This window comes from Streptomyces sp. NBC_01750 (assembly GCF_035918095.1).
In the GTDB taxonomy this organism is placed as follows: Bacteria; Actinomycetota; Actinomycetes; order Streptomycetales; family Streptomycetaceae; genus Streptomyces.
Genome location: NZ_CP109137.1, coordinates 8,319,352 through 8,342,306 on the forward strand (window position 1 = coordinate 8,319,352; position 22,955 = coordinate 8,342,306).

At 68.7% G+C, this 22,955-nt stretch carries 17 protein-coding genes and 1 pseudogene; 12 read left to right on the top strand and 6 right to left on the bottom strand.

All coding sequences use genetic code 11. The annotated features are described in order from the left end of the window. Positions 1-244: 244 nt before the first annotated feature. From OG966_RS37715 to OG966_RS37725, 3 genes are read left to right on the top strand one after another with little or no spacing between them, the layout of a single operon-like run. Positions 245-2,047 (top strand): hypothetical protein, encoded by a 1,803-nt coding sequence (locus OG966_RS37715; RefSeq protein ID WP_326654603.1) that lies wholly within the window; start codon positions 245-247, stop codon positions 2,045-2,047. Next, on the top strand, positions 2,044-2,463 hold the full coding sequence (locus tag OG966_RS37720; RefSeq protein ID WP_326654604.1) for a hypothetical protein: 420 nt from the start codon (positions 2,044-2,046) through the stop codon (positions 2,461-2,463). The genes OG966_RS37715 and OG966_RS37720 overlap by 4 nt, the downstream gene beginning before the upstream one ends. Positions 2,464-2,477: 14 nt before the next feature. Further along, complete coding sequence (locus tag OG966_RS37725; RefSeq protein ID WP_326654605.1) at positions 2,478-3,260, top strand: hypothetical protein; 783 nt, start codon at positions 2,478-2,480, stop codon at positions 3,258-3,260. Between the two features lie 52 nt (positions 3,261-3,312). Here the strand turns inward: OG966_RS37725 and OG966_RS37730 are convergent, their stop codons facing one another. The 4 genes from OG966_RS37730 to OG966_RS37745 all read right to left on the bottom strand — a co-directional run bounded on the left by OG966_RS37730 (position 3,313) and on the right by OG966_RS37745 (position 9,410). After that, positions 3,313-4,005: a DUF5825 family protein gene (locus OG966_RS37730; RefSeq protein WP_326654606.1), complete on the bottom strand. Its 693-nt coding sequence runs from the start codon at positions 4,003-4,005 to the stop codon at positions 3,313-3,315. 25 nt (positions 4,006-4,030) lie between these two features. Further along, positions 4,031-6,004: a RiPP maturation radical SAM C-methyltransferase gene (locus OG966_RS37735; protein ID WP_326654607.1), complete on the bottom strand. Its 1,974-nt coding sequence runs from the start codon at positions 6,002-6,004 to the stop codon at positions 4,031-4,033. Between the two features lie 325 nt (positions 6,005-6,329). After that, a complete protein-coding gene (locus OG966_RS37740; protein WP_326654608.1) occupies positions 6,330-8,174 on the bottom strand; it encodes a S9 family peptidase in 1,845 nt (614 codons plus the stop codon). A gap of 3 nt (positions 8,175-8,177) precedes the next feature. Further along, positions 8,178-9,410 carry an MFS transporter gene (locus tag OG966_RS37745; protein WP_442806825.1) on the bottom strand — a complete coding sequence of 411 codons (1,233 nt, stop codon included), beginning with the start codon at positions 9,408-9,410 and terminating at the stop codon, positions 8,178-8,180. 1,807 nt (positions 9,411-11,217) lie between these two features. Between OG966_RS37745 and OG966_RS37750 the strand changes: the two genes are divergently transcribed. From OG966_RS37750 to OG966_RS37770, 5 genes are all read left to right on the top strand, one after another. Continuing rightward, positions 11,218-12,966 carry an ArnT family glycosyltransferase gene (locus tag OG966_RS37750; protein ID WP_442806790.1) on the top strand — a complete coding sequence of 583 codons (1,749 nt, stop codon included), beginning with the start codon at positions 11,218-11,220 and terminating at the stop codon, positions 12,964-12,966. A 275-nt stretch (positions 12,967-13,241) separates the two neighbouring features. Continuing rightward, complete coding sequence (locus OG966_RS37755) at positions 13,242-13,958, top strand: SDR family oxidoreductase (RefSeq protein ID WP_326654610.1); 717 nt, start codon at positions 13,242-13,244, stop codon at positions 13,956-13,958. A gap of 334 nt (positions 13,959-14,292) precedes the next feature. Beyond that, entirely contained in the window at positions 14,293-14,739 is a 447-nt protein-coding gene (locus OG966_RS37760) for a hypothetical protein (protein ID WP_326654611.1), read from the top strand. Next, positions 14,736-15,482 carry a hypothetical protein gene (locus OG966_RS37765; protein ID WP_326654612.1) on the top strand — a complete coding sequence of 249 codons (747 nt, stop codon included), beginning with the start codon at positions 14,736-14,738 and terminating at the stop codon, positions 15,480-15,482. The genes OG966_RS37760 and OG966_RS37765 overlap by 4 nt, the downstream gene beginning before the upstream one ends. A gap of 10 nt (positions 15,483-15,492) precedes the next feature. Next, positions 15,493-16,407, top strand: coding sequence for a transporter substrate-binding domain-containing protein (locus OG966_RS37770; RefSeq protein ID WP_326654613.1), 915 nt, complete (start codon positions 15,493-15,495; stop codon positions 16,405-16,407). Between the two features lie 123 nt (positions 16,408-16,530). On the opposite strand, the gene OG966_RS37775 is transcribed toward OG966_RS37770, so the two are convergent. Then, a complete protein-coding gene (locus OG966_RS37775; RefSeq protein ID WP_326654615.1) occupies positions 16,531-16,704 on the bottom strand; it encodes a CsbD family protein in 174 nt (57 codons plus the stop codon). 301 nt (positions 16,705-17,005) lie between these two features. On the opposite strand from OG966_RS37775, the gene OG966_RS37780 reads away from it, so the two are divergent. Both OG966_RS37780 and OG966_RS37785 read left to right on the top strand, forming a co-directional pair. Continuing rightward, entirely contained in the window at positions 17,006-17,353 is a 348-nt protein-coding gene (locus OG966_RS37780; RefSeq protein ID WP_326654616.1) for a PRC-barrel domain containing protein, read from the top strand. Between the two features lie 61 nt (positions 17,354-17,414). Beyond that, positions 17,415-17,604: pseudogene (locus OG966_RS37785) on the top strand (xanthine dehydrogenase family protein molybdopterin-binding subunit); the annotation flags it as partial. A 161-nt stretch (positions 17,605-17,765) separates the two neighbouring features. Here the strand turns inward: OG966_RS37785 and OG966_RS37790 are convergent. Beyond that, a complete protein-coding gene (locus OG966_RS37790; RefSeq protein ID WP_326654617.1) occupies positions 17,766-19,274 on the bottom strand; it encodes a glutamate synthase subunit beta in 1,509 nt (502 codons plus the stop codon). Between the two features lie 985 nt (positions 19,275-20,259). On the opposite strand from OG966_RS37790, the gene OG966_RS37795 reads away from it, so the two are divergent. Together OG966_RS37795 and OG966_RS37800 are read left to right on the top strand one after the other, a co-directional pair. Beyond that, positions 20,260-21,798: a S8 family peptidase gene (locus tag OG966_RS37795; protein WP_326654618.1), complete on the top strand. Its 1,539-nt coding sequence runs from the start codon at positions 20,260-20,262 to the stop codon at positions 21,796-21,798. Between the two features lie 513 nt (positions 21,799-22,311). Next, positions 22,312-22,803 carry a sortase gene (locus tag OG966_RS37800; protein ID WP_326654619.1) on the top strand — a complete coding sequence of 164 codons (492 nt, stop codon included), beginning with the start codon at positions 22,312-22,314 and terminating at the stop codon, positions 22,801-22,803. Positions 22,804-22,955: the final 152 nt, after the last annotated feature.

Genomic DNA, 22,955 nt, shown 5'->3' on the forward strand with positions numbered 1-22,955 from the left:
TGGCGGCCAAACGCCTGATGTCCGGCAGTAGTGGCGGACCACTGCCGTGAGCATCGCCGTGCCCTTCGGCTCCGCGACGGGCCCGGAGCCTTGCCTGAAATCCGGCAGGAAGTTTCATGCCTACCCGGGGAAGTTCAAGGCACATTGCGGAAGTTCACCTGTTCGGTGCACAGGTATCGCCGTTGCCCGCGCCGGGCATTGGCCGCGCGGTAGCTTGCGTGTCCCTTGCCCGGATCAAGTAGGGATGTCCGTGTCCGGAGAGAACCTGCCGCAGCACCCGTACAGTCGCACAGAGGCCACTCGCCTGTTGTGTGCCGGGGTCTATCTGGACGCGTCGTTCCGTCGCCGCGTCGTCGGTGAATTGGTCGGGCATCCGGAGCGACCCGTGCCGCCGCCGCTGGGTGTGGACGTCCTGCCTGTGCTGGCACACGCCCTGCGCGTCATGCGCCAGGAGACGACGACGGCGCTGCTGCTGCTCGCCGTGTGGAGCGGATTCCTGATCACCGACGTGATGATGTTCTGGGATGCCTTGGGGGACCAACGGGTCGGAGGTCCCGATGTGCAGTTCCAGGACGTGCTGACGGCTTTCTATTCCGGGGATGAGGGCCTGAAGCTCACCGGAGGACTGCCGCTGCCCTGGTTCCAGCTGTACGCCATGGTCGCGGTGGCGCTGTGGTTCGCCCGCTCCGTGTCCGGGCGGGGGACGGACGGCCTCTCTGCCCGGCGGAACGGTCAGGTGGCCCAGGCCGTGCAGGGGGCAGGGCGTCTGGTGCGCGTTGGTGCCTGGATGTTCGCCGCGTTCTACTGGTACCGGTTTGTGGCCGGGGTGCTCGGCGGCACGGTGCAGACCCCCTATCCGCTGATCTTCCCGCTGCTGATTGCCCTGGTGGTCTGGTGGCATCAGCTGGAACACCGGCGCGCGCTCGCCACCTGGCTGTCGAGGTGGACTTTCCAGGACGCTGTCCAGCCGCCGTTGTCGGCGGGACCGCTGTACGAGGACCTGCAGGACAGCATCCGCCAGGAGCAGGCCGCCTCGCTCACCCTCTACGACGTGGACAGCCCGTTCGTGGGTGCCGGTACCCCGCACGGACCCTGGTCCTTCGCGCTGGAGCTGAAGAGGGAAACGCAACCGAAGGGAACCGAGAACGGCGTACCTCATCAGTTGGGGCAGCCGCTCACGGCCCGCAGCGCCCTGGACATGATCAAGCCCGCGCTGCAGAACCTGCGCGAATCCGCGGCCCTGTCCGGCAAAGACCGGCTGCGCGAGCTGGAGATCGAGGAATTCGTCTATCTGCCGGGCGGAGTGGAACGGGACGAGGCGCTGCTGCTCGGCTCGGGCGGCGGCGCACAGGACGAGAGCCGGCCGGACCAGCGGGGCGCGAGCGTGTACGAGCCCGAGCAGGTGGAGTGGCACCGCAGGGAGGCAGTGGACGAGGGCGGTGAAGGACGCAGGGTCTTTCTGCGCGTCAGGGTGGGCGCCTGGCACGAGCAGGTAGTCGTCACCGTGCTGGTCCGGGTGCACACCCAGGGCGGCATGCTCGTCCTGGAAGTGGCGCCCTATGTACTCGGGCCCATCCACGCGGAGTTCAAGAAGATCGACACACTCATCGCGGACCTGCCGGAGGAGTGGTGGCGTGGTGCCGTACGCGCCCTGCGGGACGGTCCGGCGACGGGGCTCGCCGTGGGACTCGGGGCCGCGGCGAGCTTCGGTTCGGAGATCCGGGCGGAAGTGGCCAATCGCGACCCGGCCCCCGACGTGCCCCGCGTCTCAATGCGCCAGGTGGCCAGTACGCAAGCGTTGTCGCCGTTCCAGGAGATGGACGTCGCCCGGTACATCAAGACGATTCAGGATCGCATCGTGAACGGGATGCGGGACGCGCTCAAGAACCACGGCTACCGCACGGACCGTTTCGAACAGCACGTCTACCAGGTCAGCGGTGGAAGTGTCTTCATCGGTGAGATGTCGGGCGGCGCGGTGGCCACCGGCACTCACGGCAGGGCGTCGCACTCGGATTCGGCGCCGGACACGGAGGGGAGCAGGGCATGAGCACGGAACGGGACACCCCGTCCGAGCCGGCGGGGCAGGCAGGAGAGACCGGCGGCGGGAGTGTGAGTATCCAGGCCATGAGCGGAGGCTCCGTCTCGACGGGGTCGTACGGCGTGGCGACGTCCGTCAACACCACCGCGCCCGGACCCGGCCAGGAGCACAGGGAACTGCTCGATGCCATCCGGGCGCTGCGCCGCGCGCTGCCCGGGGAGGAGCGCAGCGCCGAGGACACAGCACTGGACGGCGAACTGGCCGATGCGGAGGCCGAAATCGTCCGCGACGGCACTGCCGACCGCGGCCGTCTGACGAAGCTGCTGGTGGGTGTGCGCGGATGGCTCGGCACCAATGCCGCCGCGGCGGGAGCGGTCGCCTCGGCCACGGCTGTCGTTCAAGGCATCGCGCAACTCCTGGTGTGACGGGCGGAGGAACAATGCGGGTATTCGATGCCGACCGGCAGGAGTGGGCGGGCGACGAGCGGGAAACACGGTTCGACGGCGATCAACAGATGCAAGCCGCCAAGCAGGGGCAGGTGTTGCGCCAGGCCGCCGTGGTGCTCGCTGTGGTCGGCCTCTGCTTCCTCGCATGGGCGCTGGGCTGGAAGGACGAGCCGCAGCCGGCGGAGGAACCAGGCGCCACGCAGCCAACGGCCACCGATTCATGGGACGGCGAGGGCGGATCGTCTGCCGAGCCTTCGGCCGAATCGTCCGAGGAGACCTCGGCGGCAACACCCCCGCCGGGGTACGAGGTCCTGCAGGACTCAGAGGGGTTCCGGTCCGCTGTGCCCTCTGGCTGGGAGCGGACCGGCCGCCCGTCGCAGTACGGCATGGCCGTGGTCGAATACCGCAGTTCAGACGGATCCCGGCGGCTCCAGGTGTTCGCGGTGATGGAGACATCGCCGTACGCCTCGCTCCAGGCGGCGCAGCTGGAGAGCCGCAAACTCGACGGCTACGAGGTCATCACCCTGGAGGAAAACACGGATGCCCCGCGGAAGGCAGCCACGCACGAGTACCGCGCCGACGAAGTCGCCGGGGAGTCGCAGAGCTTCACCCGGCATGTCATCGACCACCGCTTCGAAGCGGAGGACGGGCACCTGTACGCCATAGTGGCCTACGGTTCCGACGCCGACGGTTCCGGCGACGAACAGGAGCTGCTGGACACGGCCCTCAGATGGTTCTGTCCCCCCGACACGCAGTGTGCGGCGCCCACCGAGTGACGGGCGGGCGCCGCGGAACCTCCGTTCGCACGCCTTCCACCGCTCGAGCACCTCAGATGGCCATCGCCTCCTGGATCCACCGTTTGACACGGTAGGGAAGCCACCAGACGAACTCGCCGACGGAGAGAACGAGGTGCTCCTCGGTGAAGTCGGCCAGGACTTCCGGCGGAAGGGACGCTGCCGGAGTGCCGTAGTCCAGCAGCGCGATGGCCTGGTGGTAGTGGGCTTCGTCGGAAGTGAACCGGCGCAGGTCGCCCCAGCGTCGGTCGCGGATCTGGATGAAGCCGGGTCCCTGCCGCCACAGGCACTTGCACAGGTAGTGGCTGTGCCGCCAGGTGAGCAGCTGCTCGTCCGCCTGCTGGGGGCCGTCCACCTGCTGGGGTGGCTGGAGGTGACTCAGGAGTTTCCAGGTCGCCTCGTCGCCGGGGTCGAGGCGCAGCCGCCATTCGACGAGTACGGCCCGGGCGGTGAGGTCACGTACGAGGCTGAGGGACCGCACGGTGTGCTGCGCGGCCTCCTGCGTGCTGGTCGCGGCACGGGTGAGGTCGATGGTGTGGGGCATGACGACACGCCGTGCGCCGAGGTTCCACAGGTGCTCGCTCTCCAGGGCGATGGGCCGGGAGAGTTCGTGGTCACCGAGCGACATGCCGGGCAGAGTGCAGACGTCGGGATCGTAGTCACGCCAGGCGGCGACGGTCAGCGGGAACTCGCGGCGGATGCCGGGCGGGTGGAGCACGGTACTCATGGAGACTCCTGGGCGCGTGTGGGGGTCAGACGGTCAGGGACGGCTCGGGGCTCTGAAGCGCCGTTGGGGGCCTGCCGTCGTCGGACGTGCCGCTCTCGGGCGTGGTGAACGCCTCGGCCGTGTGGAGATGACGCATGAAGTCCAGTCGCAGCAGGTCCTCATTGACGGCGGCGGGTGCGATGTGCACGTACTGGCCTCCATCGGTGAACAGCACCCCCAGAGCAGTCCATCGGTCCAGGATGTGCTGCACCTCGTCCTGATCGCGTGCGTCGCCGGCAGTGCGTGCCGCCGCCTTGCGGGCGAGGGCGGCCGGCGCGTGCGGCTGGTCGAGGAGACGGAACAGCGCGACTTCGTAGGGGTCGGTCAGTTCCATCGCGCGCCAGGAGAACCTCCGGCGCCGACTGACGAGTACGATGCGGTCCCCGAGGTCGGCGTGGGTGAGGCGGGCGTCCACGTGGTGCTTCTTCCAGCCGGCGAGCGCGTCGTTGAGTGCGGTGACGGTGGGTTCGCCGATGCCGCGGGCGGGTGCCTCGAAGACGTAGGCGAGGTCGTGCAGCTCCTGTTCGGGCAGGTCGTAGGTGAAGCGGTAGTGTGCCTCGGGTTTCAGCCCGGTGAAGCCGAGTTCGGGGCGGTTGAAGTAGGGGCTGAACCGTTCGATGGCAATACGCGCGGACATGTCGACTGGCGGGTCGAGGTGTTCCAGGGCCGGGATCTGTTCGATGATCGGTGCGTAGTCCTCGGCGCTCTCACCGGGGAATCCGTGCAGGTAGTTCCATGACACCGACAGGCCGGTCTCGGCTCCGTCGCGGAGCATGCGGACGTTCTGGCAGCCGCTGACGCCTTTGTCCATCAGGTCCAGCACCCGGTTGTTGAGGCTCTCGATGCCCGGCTGGACGTAGATCAACCCGGCGTCGGAGAGGGTCTGCAGCTGGGACCGGCGCATGTTGGCCTTGATCTCGATGTGGAGGCGCAGGTCGTAGCCGCTGTCGATGATGCGTGGCAGCACGGTGTTGAGGTACCCCATGTCGAGGATGTTGTCGACGACATACATGTCCAGGACGCGGTGCCGCCTGGCGAGGTCCATGATCTCTTCGTAGAACACGTCGGGGTTCTTGCTGCGGAACTGCATGAAGGAGCCGTTGAGTCCGCAGAAGGTGCAGTGGTGTTTCTCGCCCCACCAGCAGCCACGGGCGCCTTCGACGACGAGTTTGGGTTCGACCCAGTTGCGGGCGACGGAGGAGGCGAGGCATTCGAAGTAACCGGTGTAGTCGGGAGGAAGGATGTGCGCAGGCGGCAGGGGAGTGGTGGCCATGGCGTTGACGACGCTGGTGCCGTCCGACTTGCGGTGGCACAGACCCGGGATGGTGGACAGGTCGGTCTGTCCCTCGGCGAGCGCGGTCACGAGTTGAGGGAAGGCGGTTTCTCCTTCGCCCCGGATGACGTGGTCCACGAAGGGGAAGTTGCGGTGGACGGCCGCCCCTTGTTCCGCGTCGCAGTTGGCACCACCCATGACGGTCACGATGTGCGGTGCGAGTCGTTTGACGTGCTTGGCGGCTGCCAGTGCAGCGGTGTTCTGCTGGAAGGTGGAGGTGAATCCGACGACGTCCGGAGCGTGATCGACGACGCGCCGCGCGATTTCCTCGACGAACTGCGGTACCTGGTGGTGCAGTTCTTTGGTCATGCGCATCCGGGACTTGCGCAGCCGGCCGCTCATCACGCGGGTGAACTCGTCCTCCTTCCACTCCGGGTCGTCGTAGAGGGCGGAGGAGAAGACCCAGTCGCCGCATCCCATGAAATAGGAGGACAGTGCGTAGTACTCGTAGTCGTCGGCGGTGAACTCGGTGCGCCCGGTGATCCAGTCGGTGAATTCCAGGTTGGCGTGCAGCACTTCGGCCTGAGCCTCGGGTACGCGTTCGTCGATGCTGCGTTTGAGGATGCCGAGGGCGAGTGAGGGCAGGTCGATGGGGGACCACGGCATATTGACCAGCAGTACGCGCACGTCGGCTCCTTGATGGGATGAGCGGAACCTGCGCGGCAGGCAGGTGCCCGGTTGTAGGTGGGGTACCGGCCGGCCCGGCGGGGTGCGCCGGACCGGCCGGTCCGGATCAGTCCTCTTCGGAGTCCTCGGCGTTGCGGAACGGGATCGTGATGGTGATCCCGACGCTCGGCTTGCGGTTCTCCTCGTCACCCGCCAGCGGGTCGTTGTTGATGATGTCCTTCTGCACGGTGTGCCCTCCTCTCCGTGGTGTCTGGCTCGGTGCCTGTCCCGGCGTTCTCGCCGACGGCGGTGCGGCCGGGATCCCCCTCCGGTCGGAGCGGGACGTCTAGGGGTTCGCTGTGGTCCGTGTGCGGCCGGCGAGTGTTTTGCCGGCGCGGTGTGTTCCGCGCAGCTCGCTGTCGAGGAAGGTGATGGCGCGGCGCAGGACGGCGACATGGTCCTGGCCGTCGTAGCCGTCGTGCCCGGTGTCGAGCCACATCACCTCGTGCCGCACACCTGCGCTGTTGAGCGCGGTGAGGTAGTCGCGGATTTGTCCTGGTGGGCATTTGTCGTCGCGTTCGGCGGCGACGACCAGCAGCGGGGCGCGTACGCGTCCGGCGTGATGGATGGGGGAGCTGCGGGCGTAGGCGGCAGGCACCTCGTCGGGTGTGCCGCCGAACAGGCGCTTGTCGAGGGCGCGGAGCGCCGGTGTGGTGGTGCGATAGGCGACGGCGCAGTCCGCGACGGGTTTGACCGCGACGGCCGCCTGCCAGAGTGCGGGGTCGACGCCGAGTGCGAGCAGTGTCAGATAGCCGCCCCAGGAGGTGCCCCACAGAGCGGTGGCGTCGTCGCGTACGAGCGCGCGGCGGACCAGGTCGGCGCGGACGGCGGCCAGGTCCTGTACCTGGGTGAGTCCCACGCCGGCCGGATAGGCGCGCCGCCAGCGTGGCCCGTAGCCGGTGGAGCCGCGGTAGTTGACGCGGGCGACCGCGAACCCGGAGGCCACCAGGGAGTGCACCACGCCGTCGTAGGCGTCGCGGTCGTGATCGGCGGGGCCGCCGTGCACCAGGAAGACCGCCGGCGCCGGTGAGAGGCCCTCGGGAAGGCTGAGCAGGGTGTGCACAGGACCGTCGGGGCCCGGGGTCCACAGTTCACGATGCTCGCCGGGTACGCGGCCGTCGACCGTTCCCAGCGGGGGGAGCGACAGGCCCGCGGTCGACTGCATGCGTGGTGGCTGTGCGGTGGAGCTCCACAGGTAGTGCACATCGTCGCGGGCCCGCGCGGCGGCGGCCAGCAGGCTGCCGGCCGGGGTCGGCACCGGGATGACGGTGCGTGTGTCGAGGTCGGCGCGGTGCAGGTGGCTGCGGCCGTGGCGGTCCTGCCGGATGAGCACACTGGCGCGGTCGGGGTACCAGGAGGCGGTGATCTCCGTGTCGAAGGCGCACCAGTCGAAGGTGTGCAGCCCGGTGCCGGGCAGCCAGCCGGCGAGCAGGTAGCGGTCGTGGTGCTGCTGGACGAGCAGCAGTTCCTCGCGGCACGCCATGGGGGAGAAGCCCAGCGCCCACAGCTCGCCGCCGTCGGGCCCGCCGGACAGAACCGCATGGACCGTGCCGTTCGGCGATATGACGGTCACCGCGCGGGCGGAGCCGGCCGGGCCGCTGATCGCCAGGTACTCCCCGCTGGGTGAGATGCCCGCGAGGGCTGCGTGGCCGTCGATCAGGGCCACCGGGCGGGCCTGTCCGCCGCGCGGTCCGATGTGCACGGCGGTGCCGTTCTCCGTGCCCGTCGCCATGGCGACCGTTGCGTGTATGGCCACGCCGAGACCGCGGGGGACACCGGACGGGACGCCTTCGAGCCCGGGCAGGTCGGGCCCGCCCTCGAACGGCTGGAACCGCCAGCGTCCGAGCCCGTTCGCGTCCTCGTCGAACCACCACACGTGGCCGTCGCGGTCGATGGCGGTGTGCAGTGTGCCGCGTGGGCGGTCCGTGACCTGGCGGGCCCGGCCGGTGGCCGCGTTCCAGGTGAACACCTCGCACCGGCCGTCGGCGTCGGCGGTGAACGCCATACGGGTGGGATCTGCCGCGCAGACGTCGGGCAGTTCGCTGCGGTAGGTCTGATAACGCGAGCCGGGCTGCGCCGCCTTGGGCGGGGCGGGGCGTTGTGGCGTGCCTGCTGTGAGGGGTTCGTTCACCGGTCAGCCTCCCGTCTTCAGGCGTCCGGCGCGCACGGTGGTGAACAGCGCGAGGAGGGTGAGGGCGACGGCGCATACCACCGCGGAGGCCGCAGGGCCGGCGTGGGTGACAAGTACCCCGGCGAGCACCGGGGCCGCCGCCGCGGCGCCTATGGAGGCCGTGGCGAGTACCGTTCCCGTTCTGGCCTGGAGGTGGGGCGGGGTGTCCGCGATGGCGGCGGCCTGGATGACCACGGTGGCCGGCGCGAGGATCAGGCAGAAGGTGCCGAAGCAGAGCCCGTAGCCCCAAGGCCCGTCGGCGAAGGCCAGTCCCGCTGACGGCAGCACCATCAGCCAGGTCACACCCACCAGCGTCCGCACGCCGCCCAGCCGTCGCACCAGGGCCGGGGCCATGACGGCGCCGACGAGTCCGGCAGCGCCCGACAGTGCCAGCACCAGTCCCATGGCCACGCCGCCACCGCTGCCCGGCAGGGTGAAGACGGCGGTGAAGTACAGGGCGGCCAAGGCGCCGTTGACGGTCGTCGTCCAGGCCAGGACCAGCCGCAGCCGGGAGGCGGTCCGCAGCAGTGCGAATCCGGCGAACGTCTCCCGCGCGAAGGCGGGGAGGGCTCGCAGCGGGCTGCCGCGGTGGGGGGCCGGGGGCTCGGTGCTCATCGCGTCGGCCGGAGCGGGCGGGGGCGTGGTGGGGTTCGTTGCTCGCAGGTCGGAGCGCATGAACCGTACGCACAGGGCGGTCGCTACGTAGGAGGCGGCGTCGGCCGCGAAGGGGAGGGCACGGGAGATCTGGTAGAGCATCCCGCCGAGGGCCGGGCCGGCCACCAGCGCGGCGCGATCGCCCGCTTCAAGGCCCGCCACCACCCGGGGGAGGTCCTGCGGCGCGGAGATCAGAGCGATGGTCCCGCGGGCCGCGGCCTCGAAGCATGCGGTGGCGATACGTTCCACCAGGAGGGCGCCGAGGAGCAGGCCGAGTGGCGGTCGTCCGCCCACGACGGACGCGGCCACCACGGTCATGGCCGTCGCTGCGAGAGCCGCGGAGGCGACCATCACGGGTTTGCGTAAGCCCCGGTCGGCCGCGACCGCCACAACTGGGCCGCACACCAGGGCCATCAGCATGCCCGCACCGGCGAGGAGGCCGACCGTCGCCGGCGTGTAGCCGAGTCCGAGGAGCAGCAAGGGAAAGGCGACGGTCGACATCTGTGTGCCGAGCCCGTCGGCCGCGTTCGCTGACCACAGCAGTCGGGCATCCCGCGTCGCTGTATGCGGCGCGCTCTCGGTGTGGTTTGCCTGTCCGGACCGTTGGTCGCCGGGTGGGGGAGCTGTCTTGTCGGACGTTGCGTGGGGGCACCCATGGGACGGCGGTTGGGTACCGGCCCGCGCTGTGGTTCCTGTGGCAGGCGCCGGCGCCCTGGTCGTCGTCCCCGTAGCGGATTGCGCCGTCGCCGATTGTGCTGTCGGCGGTTTGTGTAAACCTGCGCCGTCCGGGTCGCCGGACACCGAGGCTCGCTCCATGCCCTGCCCCCCTTCGAGCCACCGCATCGGACACCCCTGCATAAGAGGTCCCGGAGAGGCACTCAAATGTGCAGGAAATGTGCGGGAACTGAAATCGAACGGAGCCTAGTCACGCCGAAACGAGAGCCGCAAGGGTCCTGAAAGGGGCGGAACCAGTGGTGAAATGGCCGACAGTCAACCCTGTACAGGGACGGCCGACAGGTTCGGTGCTTACGCGGGCTGGGCCTGGAGTCGCTGGTCGCCAAGCCGGTTCGACTGTCCCTGAACAGCGGCTTCCGTCGTTCCGCTTCGCATCGGCATATGCCCGCACCTCCGCCGCTTCTGAACGTATCCTCATCCCGGTGCGCCGCGCACGCATTCCGGACCTCATGTCGGAAGGCGTGCGCGCCCATGGACGCGATCCGTGCGTTTGTCCCCGCAAACCCATAGGGCGTGCGGTCACCGACCGGATGCGAAAGCGGTTGCTGTTGCTGGTGCGTCAGATGAGGCCCGAACCAGAGGACGTCAGCGGCCCGGCAGGCGGTTACCAGTATTGACGCGAATTGAACGCGGGGCCGCAGACCACACGGGACACAGTAGTGCGACTGGGGCACCATGGGCTCATCCGCCACAGCGCCGCCCCGCGCCGCCCGGCTCGTTCCAGACGCGAGGACGATGCAGAAGCTCGCCGAGCGGACAAACGGCGGTGACTGTCCCACTCCTGACGCGCGGTGAGCCCCCACTCCGCGGACGGTCGACGAACGCCGACATCCAACCCCCTGGGCAATCCCTACGGCATGCCCTGCGGGGACGCGCAGGCCAGCCGGAACTCGGTCCACCGCACGCCGTCAGACACTGGGCGAGCAGCGCGAAGCCGCTCCCGTCGGCGGCGAACCGCACCTGGTGGGCCCGGCCTGGGAGCCCCGTCGCGGACGGTATGCGGAGCAGCGGAACCGCCCGCTCGACGCCGGGGGCCAACTCCCCGGCCCGTTCCCGTTCCTGGCCGCGGTCCGGCGGTCGCGACGGTTCGTCCGCCGAGCAGCCCGTCAGCAGCAGCGCGGCCAGTGACCCGATTACGCCCGCAGCCCTCGTACACCTGTGCATGGAGTTCCCCCCTCGGCCGACCGGTCCGCGGCGAACCGGCGCACGGGACACCGTGCTGCCTCTGATACACCGCCAACCGGCTCCAGGTTCCGCTCCAGCGCGAACCGTGTGAACTGCTTCACGGTCTCAGCCGTGCGAGAGTCCGCCGAGGCCGGTCAGCGGCGGAGAGCACGACTGGAATGACTGCGGGCTCGAAGGCGGCGTTCGCCAAAGCGTCACGGTGACGGAAGTTGATGGGGGAAGGTGGGGCCATGACGTCGCCTCGGATCCCCGTCACACAGCCAGCGTCACTGAAGTTGTGGGCCAGAACGGCCTTAAGAGATCGCGCACTGCTGCGCCAGGCTGATGGAGCGAGCCCTTACGGAGCCGGCGTAGCGCGGGTCATGTCCCCGATCATGGCTGACAGTCGAGGTGACGGACCTGGTCGGATGGTCGCCCGGATACGCGGACGATGACGCAAGAACAGCACTCACTCCTCGATCTGGACGGTGGCGAGCACACCGCGCCACCCCCTGTGCCTCGCCGGCGCACGGAGGCGGCGACCGGGAAGCCGCCCGGCCGATTCGAAGGGCTGCGGCGGAACCGGCGGTGGCTGTTCGCGCTCGTCGTGTTCGCACTCCTCGCCGAGATGGCGGTCGCGATGGTCACGGCGGCCGTGGAGCAGACCCCGACCATCGACGAGCCGGTGTACGTGGCCACCGGGGCGGTCTACGTGCAGCAGCACAACCTGCGGTACAACCCTGAGCATCCGCCGCTGGGCAAGCTGATCATCGCGACCGGGCCGGCGTTCGCCCACCCGCACCTCGACGCCGCCTTCGTCGGCAACCAGACGGCGCTCGGGCGGCATCTCCTGTACGAATCGGGTAATGATCCATGGCGGCTGATGCTGTTGGCGCGACTGCCGGTGATCGTGCTGACGCTGCTGTTCGGGCTGGTCGTCCTCGCGTTCGCCCGTGACCTCGCCGGCCCCGTGGGCGGGTTGGTGGCGCTCGCCCTTTACGCGTTCTCGCCCGACATCATCGCGCACGGGTCATTGGCCACGCTCGACGTGCCTGCGGCGGGGTTCCTGCTGACGTCGGTCTGGTTGCTGTGGCGTGCGCGGCGGCGGCCGCCCCTCTACCTCCCGCTCGTCGGGGTGGCGCTCGGCGCGGCCGTGGCCACGAAGATGAGCGCGTTGCCGGCGGTTCCGGTACTGCTGCTCCTGGTCGTCATGTCGGTCTGGTATGCCCGCCGGACACACGACTCCGGCAGGTGGAGGACGGCGCGGCTGCTTGCGCTCGGCGTGGCGGCGGCAGTCGTCGTGGCGCTGGTCGCGGTCGCCGTGGTGTGGGCCACCTACCTCGCCGTCGACCCGCGGTTGCGCTGGGCGACTCCCGAGAACCTGCCGGTCACCCCCGGGCTGCGCGGACTTGCTGTCGACTGGCTGCCGCTCCCGGAGCCGTACCGGGACGGGATGCTTATCCAGTTCGGCTTCGAGAATTCGACGTTCGGCGGCTTCCTGTTGGGCAGGTATTACCACGGTTCGCTGTGGTACTACCTGCCGGCCGCACTGCTGATAAAGACGCCGCTCGGCATGCTCGCGCTGTGGTCGGCTGGTGTTGTCGCGATCGTGACGCTTCCCCGGCTGCGTCCGGCGGCACCGTACGTGCTCATGCCCCCGGCCGTTCTGCTGGCCGCTGCCCTGAACGGGTCCCGCGACTTCGGCGTCCGGTACGCCGTCTTCGTGCCGATGTTCCTGGCAGTCGCGGCCGCCGGCGTGGTCGCCTTCCGGTGGCGGTGGGGTCCAGTGCTGACGGCGGCGCTGGTCCTGTTCATCACGGTCAGCTCCCTCTGGACGTACCCGTACTACTTGCCTTATTCCAACGAGGCGTTCGGCGGGCCGTCCAAGACGTATCTGCGCTTGCACGACTCCAACGTCGATTGGGGCCAGGACCTGGGGAGGCTGGCCGACCGCATCCGGCAGCGATACCCGGACGAGAAGATCTGGCTCGTCTACAAGGGCAGCGGCGTGCCGTCCTTCTACGGCATCGATGCGTCCGACCCGCGCACGGTCCCCCCGAGCGAGGTTCATGGGCTGCTCGTCGTATCGGACTCCTCGATCGCCAAGGCCGACGGCCGACTGGCGGCGCTGATCGAGAGCAGCAGGCCGATCGACGAGGTCGGCCATTCGATCACGATCTACCGCCGGGGGCCGGAGTGAACACGGCGCCGTTGGGTGCGCCGGGGGATCAGGGACGGGTCGCCGCGCGGTCCTGTGTATCCGTACCGGGGTTCGCCTACGGCGTGGACGGAGGGGCGGGGCCAGCTTCGGGGAGTGCCGGTCGGTAGCCCGGACGGCGTGACCGTGGCGGTCGACCACATGTGCCATGCCATGCCACGGCATGGCTGATGCCCTCGAGCGGCGTGTGGATGCGGCGGCGGTACCGGGGCGGTGTGAGACTGCGAAGTGGCGCTGAATCCTGCTCGGAGGGCTTCATGTCGAAACCACTCATCGTCGTAACCGGGGCGAGCCACGGCATCGGCCGGGCGGTGGCGGCGGCCTTCGCAGCGGAGCAGCACCCCTTGCTGCTGCTGTCGCGGCACCCCGTACCGCTCGACGGGCTGCCTTCCGGACAGATCATGTCGGCAGCGGTCGACGTCTCCGACTATGCCGCACTCGAAGCCGCGGTCCACGCGGCGGAAGCCCGGCACGGGCCGACCGAATGCCTCGTCAACTGTGCGGGCTTCCTAAGGATCGGCCCACTGGAGACCCGGGAACCGATGGACACGTCGTACGAGGTCGACGTGCTTCTCAAGGGCGTACTCAACGGCATCCGCGTGGTTCTGGGAAACATGAAGGCGCGTAACAGCGGCACGATCATCAATGTGAGCTCGATCGGTGACCGTGTGCCGGGCCCGGACGGCGAGGTCTATCACGCCTGCAAGGCCGCGCTGCGTTCGCTCGCGGGCTCCCTCCAGAAGAGCCAGGCCGCGAACAACATCCGTGTCGTGAACGTCGCACCGGGCTTTGTCAAGACCAACATCCATGCCGAGATGGGAATCAGCTTCGAGGAGTATCGCGAGCGGCTCGGCCATCCGGACTTCATGGGCGCCGACGAACTCGCCGAAATTATCATGTCCTGCTGGAAGCTGCCGCAGCGTATTTGCGTGCGTGACATCGTGGTGATGCCGACGAGGTCGGACTTCGGTTGAGCCTGGGCGGCACGTATCCAGCACGAGTGAGTACGCATAATCCGTCTCTCTGTCCGGCCAGTTGAGCGCGATCGGTGCCCCGACGCCGACTGTATCGGGATTGCGGCCACACCATCAGGACCCGCCGGTCTTCCTGACGTGTGCCGTCCCGACCGCATCAGTCACACTCTGACGCGCGGCGGACAGTATCGGAGAAATGTCGCCAGAAGATTCCATCCGGCATGTGGCGCATTCGCTTTCCGTAGCCTCGAAAAGTCAACTGAACGAGGGCGAAACGCGCTGCCCAAGACCTATGAGTGCGGTCTGTGCGAGTGCTGCCGAGGATGGGAAAGCCATGTCTGATCTGCTGGCCGCGGCAGCCGCCGTTACCCCGTTCGTGAGCGCGGCAGCGGCCACCTTCGCCGGCACGCTGGCCCAGTCGGCTCAGAACCGACTCGCGGACAGCGTCGTGGAGCGCGGCCGCGCCCTTCTCGGCGGACTGCTGCGCAGGCAGGCCGAAGACTCGGCGTGCAGCCCGGAGGAAGCGGCCGCCGTCGAAGCCGTCGCCAATCTGACGGCAAATGACCGGCTGATGCTGGAGACGGCGATCGGTAGGTGGCTTGCGGACGGATCGCTGACGGGCGAAGCCCTGCTCACCCACGTACGACGGGCCATGGATTCGAACGCGCCCGGTGACATCATCACGGTGACGTCCCATGGTGAAAACTCACCGGCTATCGGCCAGATCACGCACGCTGACTTCCATTTCGGCCGTAGCCCGGACGGTGGAGCCGCTTGGTGACTCCGCGCCGCTCCACCGACACCTATGACGTGAAGTCAACAGGCTCCGGTTCGCTGACGATCGGCAAGGTCGGCAGGGTGGTCCTCAGCCTCTTCGCAGGTGATGTCAGCGAGTTCTCCGGCAGGGCCAAGCGCTGGAGCGGCTGGAACTGGCCACCGTTCTTTCTGGTGCTGGCACTGGGCGCCACAGCGCTGATAGCGGGGCCGTCCGGACCGGCTCGTCAGTTCGTCTGGGTGTACGCCGCCATCGGCACGGCCGTGGTGCTGTCCTTCTGCCGGGTCGTGGGCGTGGTGGGTGACAGCCGCTCGCCTGTACCGCGTGCGCTGGTGCAGGGCTCCGCCCTGCTTCTCGCGGTCCTGGGGCTCGTGGGAATGGACCATCTGGCCGAGCACGGCGAGATCGACGTCACCGGACGCACGCACCTTTCCCCCTCGGGGCCGATGACTCGCATGTCCGCCGCGCAGATCGTCGTGGACGGGCCCGCGCAACGCTCCTGGCTGCGTCTGACGGTCGCGGTCGAGGACGCCGATCCGCTGCAGCAGTCCTGCACGCCCGAGAGTGAACTCACGCTGCAGCTCATCGGGGGGAGCAACACCGGCCGGGTCGAGGGGGTGCGCGCGGGGATGCCCGTCGAACTGCCACTCGGCGGCTCACGCACCGAGGTTCGCGTCCAGGTGGCCCTGTCCGCCGAAGAAGGCTGCCTGCTAGCTGTTTCCGTCGCCAGTGCGGCGTTCCACGACTGAGGGGGAGACCATGTCCCGCACACCGCGTCCACGGCCGGCCGGCCACGAAGCGCTGCGACGGCCGTCGGCCGGCTTCGCGGCTGCGCTTGCCGTAGTGATTACCGCTGCCCTTACGGCCTGCGGCTCACCGTCGGACGAACCACGATTTCTCGGTGCCGAGAGGGTCACCGTTGCCACACACAACGACCTGCCGGGGATCTCCTATTCCGAGAACTATGACCGTTCAGGCGTGGACTATCTCCTCTTCAAGCGTGTGAAGGAAGAATTGGGGGTCCGGTTCAGCGAGCCGGTCGACGTTTCGTCGGGCGACCGTATCGCTCAACTGGAAGGCGGGACGGCTGACATGGTGATCGCCTCGTTCTCCATCACGCCTGAACGGATGCGCAAGATTGATTTCGTCGGTCCCTACTTCAAGACTCGCCAAGGCTTTCTCGTGGGCTCCGGCGGCTGGGACATCACGAAGATCGAGGATCTGCGAGGCAAGCGGGTCTGTACCTGGGACGGCACCACGTCGCAGGAGGCGCTGGGCAACCTCAAAGGAATGGGCGTGGTCGTGCAGGTCCTCGACGACGCCTCCGACTGCATCGATGCCCTGGTGGACGGTCAGGTCGCTGCCGTCTCGACCGACCAGGCGATCCTTTACGGATTCGCCCATCAGCACGCTGCGGAAAGCCTGCGCGTTCTCCCCGGGCTCACCATCGGCGCTCCTCAGCTTTACGGAATCGGGCTGCCGAAGGGTCATCGCGAGGACTGCCGCAAACTGGCCGGCTGGCTGAAGGAGTTCGTGGGCACCAGCGAGTGGACCGGGGACATCGCTACCTCCCTGCCCGAGTTGCCCCTCGCGGACCCAGGCTGGGTCAGTACCCACAAGCCGAGCGACGCCTCGATCGACGCCCGCTCCTGCCGCGACAAGCCGAGCCCTTGAGGGGGCCCGGCTTGTTGCCACTCCGTCCTTGGACATCCACGCCCTTGGCGCATCCTTGCTGATCTCCGTGACCGGTCCGGACAACAACTGCAGGACGGATCCTGGTTTCCGCCGGACAGGGCCCTAGTCGCGGAAGACGTCCTTGATCTTCTCCTTCGCCTGGCGGGCATCACCCTTGGTCTGATCGGCGCGGCCTTCAGCGGTCATCCGCTCGTTGCCCACCGCCCGGCCCACCGTCTCCTTGGACTTGCCCTTGACCTGCTCGGCCTTCGCCTTGGCCTTCTCATCGGCAGCCACAGCACTCACATCCCCAAAATCGACATCAGCTGGTCGTCCTTCGTGTGACCTCAGTACGTGATCGCAAACACGCGCAGCCCGCACTTCCGGGAATCGAGGCGCGATCCGGCCAGGCGGGTTTCCGCCTCCAACGCCCCGCCACCCCGGCCGGTTCAGAAGAACCTTGTTATCCGGTGTCATGTGGAGGATGCAGGGAACTCGCCTGGAGTCGCCGCACCGAAGAGCTACGCGTCTTTTCGTCGCGATGTGCGGCGCTTATCAATTCAACTGCTTTCCTGCGTCTTCAATGTGAGGGAGTCTTATGAGTGAGCACATCTGGGGCTACGTTCCGACCAGTGGCCACACCGCGGACGACGATCTGACGGGCTACAAGGTCGAAGCCACCGACGGCCATATCGGCAAGGTCGACAAGTACTCCACCGAGGTCGGCTCGCAGTACATCGTTGTCGACACCGGTGTCTGGATCTTCGGCAAGGAGGTCATGCTCCCGGCCGGCACGATCACCAGTGTCGATCACGAGGACAAGAAGATCCTGGTCTCGCGCTCCAAGGACGAGATCAAGGCCTCGCCCGAGTTCGACAAGGACAAGCACCTCGGTGACCCTGCCTACCGTGACCAGCTCGGTGGCTACTACAGCTCCGGTCACTGACGAAACCATGCGCCGGGCGCGGACCCCTGTCGGGGTCCGCGCCCGGCGCATGTGTGGCCACGACCTGGCCGCCTATCACGGGCCCACGCACCCGGACGTGCCGGCTGTCGAGGCGCACTGGCTGGATGAGCGGGACGCCCATCTCGATCCGATGGGAAACAGGGGAATCGGCGAAATCGGAATCGCACTGCACGGCTGCGGCCATCACCATCGCCGTCCATCACGCCACCGGAACCCGCTTCCGCGAACTCCTCCCGGCGTGCCTGCCGCCGCAGCACGCCGATTGTTCGCTCACCGTGTGCGAACGGACGGCAACCGTCGGCGTATGCGTGACCGGGCACCCTGACGCCGTGATCGAGTTCGCGGGCCCGCAGACGGGCCGGCGGGCCGACGGAAGCGGCCGTCCGGGGCGTCACGCCGCCAGAGGGCGGTCCTTCGCGGTGATGGGGGCCGGGAGCACGGTGGAGCCGGTCAGATAGCGGTCCGTGGCCGCCGCCGCGGCCCGTCCTTCCGCGATGGCCCACACCACAAGGGACTGGCCGCGTCCCGCGTCGCCCGCGACGAAGACCCCGTCCGTCCTGGTGCGCACTGTCCGCTCCGCCCGGCCCGCCGGTTCGGCCGCGAAGGCGGCGTCCCGCGCGAAGTTTCCCCGGTCGTTCAGCGTGAGCCCCAGCTGCCTCATCAGGCCGGTGCCTCGTTCGGGACCGGAGAAACCGAGGGCGAGCAGAACCAGCTCCGCCGGGATCACTCGCTCGGTGCCAGGCAGCGGCCTTCTGGCCTCGGGCTCCACTTCCGTCAGGTGGAGCGCGTGCACGTGGCCGGCCGGTCCGCCTTCGAAGCGGAGGGTGGCGGAGGAGAAGACCCTTGGATCCGTGCCCTCCCGTCCCCGGGACTCTTCATGGGCATGAGAGATCCGGTAGACCTTCGGATATATGGGCCAGGGCTCGGTCTCCGGCCGGGCGTCGCCCGGCTCCGGGTTGATGTCCAGCTGCACCACGGAGGTGGCGCCCTGGCGCAGGGCGGTGCCCAGACAGTCCGAGGCGGTGTCGCCGCCACCGACGATCACCACGCACTTGCCCTCGGCGGTGACCGGGGGAGAGGCGTAGTCGCCTTCCCTGACCCGGTTGGCGAGGGTCAGGTACTCCATGGCCTGGTGTATGCCGTGCAGCTCGCGGCCGGGGACGGGGAGCTCCCGCTTCTCCGTGGCTCCGACGGCGACGACCACCGCGTCGTAACGTCCTCTGAGCTCTGCGGCGTCGAAATCGCTGCCGACGTCCACACCCGTGCGGAACTTGGTGCCCTCCGCCCGCATCTGCTCGAGGCGGCGGTCCAGGTGCCGCTTCTCCATCTTGAACGCGGGGATGCCGTAGCGCAGCAGGCCGCCGATGCGGTCGGCGCGCTCGTAGACCGCGACAGTGTGACCGGTACGCGTGAGCTGTTGTGCCGCCGCCAGCCCCGCGGGTCCGGAGCCGATGACGGCGACGGTCTTCCCGCTGAGCCGCTCCGGCGGTTGCGGTGACGCGTACCCGCGCTCCCAGATCTGGTCGGCGATCGCCTGCTCGACGTTCTTGATCGTCACCGGATCGGCATTGATGGTCAGCACGCAGGCGTCCTCGCACGGCGCCGGGCACAGCCGTCCGGTGAACTCGGGGAAGTTGTTCGTCGCGTGCAGCCGCTCGGCCGCGGCCCGCCAGTCGCCATGCGCCGCGTAGGCGTTCCACTCGGGGATGAGATTGCCCAGCGGGCAGCCGCTGTGGCAGAACGGTATGCCACAGTCCATGCAGCGCCCCGCCTGCTCGGACACGAGCGGAAGCAGTGACTGCCCCGCGTAGACCTCGTTCCAGTCGCTCAGTCGTTCCTCGACGGGGCGGGCCGGGACGGGCCGACGGGGGATCTTGAGGAAGCCGTGAGGGTCGGTCATGCGCCGCCTCCAGCGCTCACTCGCGGTGCAATACGACGTTCTGACCAGCCTACGCCTGCTTTGTGCCGCTTTTGTCGGTCGATTTTGTGCGGCTCTTGCCGGTCTACGGGCTCAGGTCAGCGGCCTGCGGTGCATGACGTGGTCAGAAGTGACAGGCGACGGGCGATGGGGCGACGGGCCGGTCGACCGTCGACGAAGCCGTACCGATCGTGCTCCGGGCTCTGGACGGACCCGCCCACGAGCACGGAGCGGAGCGCCCGTACCTTGTGCCGTGGAGAGGTCGCCGCCGGCCGTGGTCGGGTGCGCCAGGAGATCAAGCCCCAGCACCAACCGTGATCTCTTCATGGAGTGGTCCGGGTCGAGTGGGTGCCTCCGTGCTGCTGCTCGGCCGTCGCTTCGAGGGCTCGTGCCGGGACCCGGGCGGAGTGCCGCCGCGCCGGTGGTGTGCGCTGCAGTTGTCGAGGCGGGACCGGCAGGCCGCTTCGGGCGCTGTCGAGCGAGGCGGCAATGTCGAACAGCGCCCGCCTCAGCGCCAATGCGGTGGGTTGCCGCCGCGACTTCGGCGAGCCGCAGCTCGGCTGCGGGGCTGAACGAGCGTGAATTGCTCATAGTCTGCCCGCGGTTGGTGTGTTCAGGTTCCGGTGCGGGCAGACGGCAGTACCCCCGGGGTGCGCACACGGCCGGCGTTCCTCTCTTCGGCGGTCACGGCCCCGTCCTGCCCGCCGCGAGCCTCCACCACGAGGCCGTCCCTTCTCCCCACGGCGAAGCCCCACGGCCGGGCCGCCGCCCCGGACACACAGCCGCCGACGGAAACCATCATCCGCGTCACGTAGTGGGCGAAATATCTACGGGGGAACCACAAGCCAGGAAGCCTGTGGCCACTGGCCATTGATGCGCACGCTTGATCGACGCTAGCTTGCTTCGTCACGTACCCCGCCCGTGCGTACACCATTCGGGCGGCCCCACTGATGATGTGGAGTACTCCATGACTCATCCGCGCTCCAGACGCTTGCGTGCCGCCCTCGCGGTACCAGCCGGACTGGCGCTGACCGCGACGCTCGGCTTTCTGCCGGGCGCCGCCCCCGCCCAGGCCGCCGTGCAGGACACCCCTGCCACAGCGACCACGGACGGCCCCAAGCTCTCGTACGTGGTCAACACCAAGGCGAACCACGGCAAAATCAAGGCTGTTCAGAAGGCGATAGCCGAGGCCGGCGGCACCGTTGTCACAACGTACGAGAAGATCGGCGTCATCGTCGTCCATTCGTCGAACCCCGACTTCGCCAAGCAGATACGCACGGTCAAGGGCGTGCAGAGCGCGGGCGCCACGCGTACCGCCGCTCTCGCCCCTGCGAGCACCACCGAGGTCGGCGCCCCGGAGTACGTGGACAGCGCGAAAGCCCAGGCCCGTACGGCTGCCACCGATGGCAGCGAGCCGCTCGAGGCCGACCAGTGGGACCTGCGCGCCATCGGCGCGGACAAGGCCGCCAAGATCAACCCGGGCAGCAGGAACGTCACCGTCGCCGTGATCGACACCGGTGTCGACGACACCCACCCCGACCTCGCCGCGAACTTCTCCAAGAGCCAGTCCGCCAACTGCGTGGGCGGCGTGGCGGACACCAGCGAGGGCGCCTGGCGTCCCTACGACCCGGCGAACGACTACCACGGCACGCACGTCGCGGGTGAGATCGCCGCCGCCCGTAACGGCGTCGGTGTGGCCGGTGTTGCTCCGGGCGTCAAGGTCGCCTCGATCAAGGTGAGCGACCCGCAGACCAGCCTCTTCTTCCCGGAGAGCGTCGTCTGCGCGTTCGTCTTCGCCGCCGACCACGGCGTCGAGATCACCAACAACAGCTACTACATCGACCCGTGGCTCTACAACTGCCTCGACGATCCGGACCAGAAGGCCATCGTCGACGCCGTCAACCGGGCCTCGATGTACGCGCAGGGCAAGGGCACGCTGCACGTCGCGTCCGCCGGCAACTCCAACCACGACCTCGACTCCGACGCGATCGTCGACGACTCCAGCCCCGATGACACCACCCCGGCGCCGCGGACCATCGACCCGCACAAATGCTTCGACATCCCGACCCAGCTGCCGGGTGTCGTCACGGTCTCGGCGACAGGCGTGCAGAACCTGAAGTCGTACTACTCCAGCTACGGACTCGGCGTTGTCGACGTCGCGGCCCCGGGCGGCGACAAGTACCAGATCCCGGACACCCCGTCGAAGAACGGCCGGATCCTCGCCACCATGCCCAACAACGGATACGCCTTCCTGCAGGGCACCTCGATGGCCGGCCCGCACGTGGCCGGTGTGGCGGCTCTCCTCAAGAGCACCCACCCGTGGGCGGGCCCGCAGGCTCTGCAGGCAATGCTCAAGGCCCAGGCGGACAACCCGGGTTGCCCGACCGGGCTGTACGACCCCGACGGCAACGGCATCGAAGACTCGACCTGCAAAGGCAACAAGCGCGTGAACGGCTTCTACGGCTACGGCATCGTCAACGCACTCGACGCCGTCACGAAGCACTGACACACCGCGCCCTGAGGTCTGCGACCCCTGTAGACCTCAGGGCGTCGGCCTGCTGCCGGCCGCACCCTGCCGCATCCAGCTCTCCGCCGTCACAGCCCGGCCGGCGATGGCGACCGAGCGGCGCCCTCCCGCACCACGACCGTGCGGGGCCGGGGACCGTGGTGGGCGCGGCGGGGCCGGCGGGCCGGCAAGGAGCTCCGACGCTCGCCTCGGAGCTGCTCCACCCTTTCCGAGCTCATCGCTCCACCGCGCTCCCGACCAGCCGAGGCCGGCAGACCTCACGAGGCATCAGTAGCCCGTTCGCCGTCCTTCTGGTGTTTCTTCCGCCGTGACGGTCTCCGCTCCGGTGACCTGCGTAAATGATCAAGCGAGAGCAGTCGCTACGCCTGCCTGGGTGACGCACCTGTCGATGCGTCATGTTGCGGAGCTGACGGACTGTCGGTTGCCTCATGAGCGGAGCACAGCAGAGGCGCCGCGCAGACAGGCCGGACACTGCTCCGTTGGAGGATCCTCGTGCGCAACACACGTGTTGGTGTAAGTATCGGCCTGGTTCTCGCTGCCCTTGGTCTGTCGGCCTCGGCCGCTGTCGCCGCCGGCGACTCGGACCTCGACATCGGCCCGGGGAGCGCGTCCCCTGGCTCCACGGTCACTGTCAGAACCACGGCCTGTGGTCCGGACGTGACCTACGGCAAGGGAGAGTCGGAGGCGGGAGGGGCTTTCCACCTCTTCAAAGGTGAGAGGGCGGGTGTGCTCGCCGGCGAGTTCCAGGTACCGGAAGATACGGAGCCCGGTAACGACACAGTCACCGTGAAGTGCCCACCGCGCATCAAGGTCACGGATACGTACCAGGTCGCCGGCGACCAGCCGAACGGCGCGGTCGATGCCGGCTTCGGACCGGCCGGCGACAGGAGTACGCAGTTCGCCCTGCTCGGTGTGCTGCTCGCCGGGGCTGCCGCCGGGGGTGTGGTGAGGAGGCGCCGCCGCCTGAGCGGCAACCGAACCTGACCGCCCACCACACCGGCCCCCGGCCACGCATCGGTCCGGGGGCCGCGAGGCCCCCACCCCACCCCGCCGCGAAGCGGAGGCGCAATCGATGCAAACAGGGCGCAAGACGAGGGCTTCCCCACACTCGTCCACCCCGTCACTCAAGTTTCTGG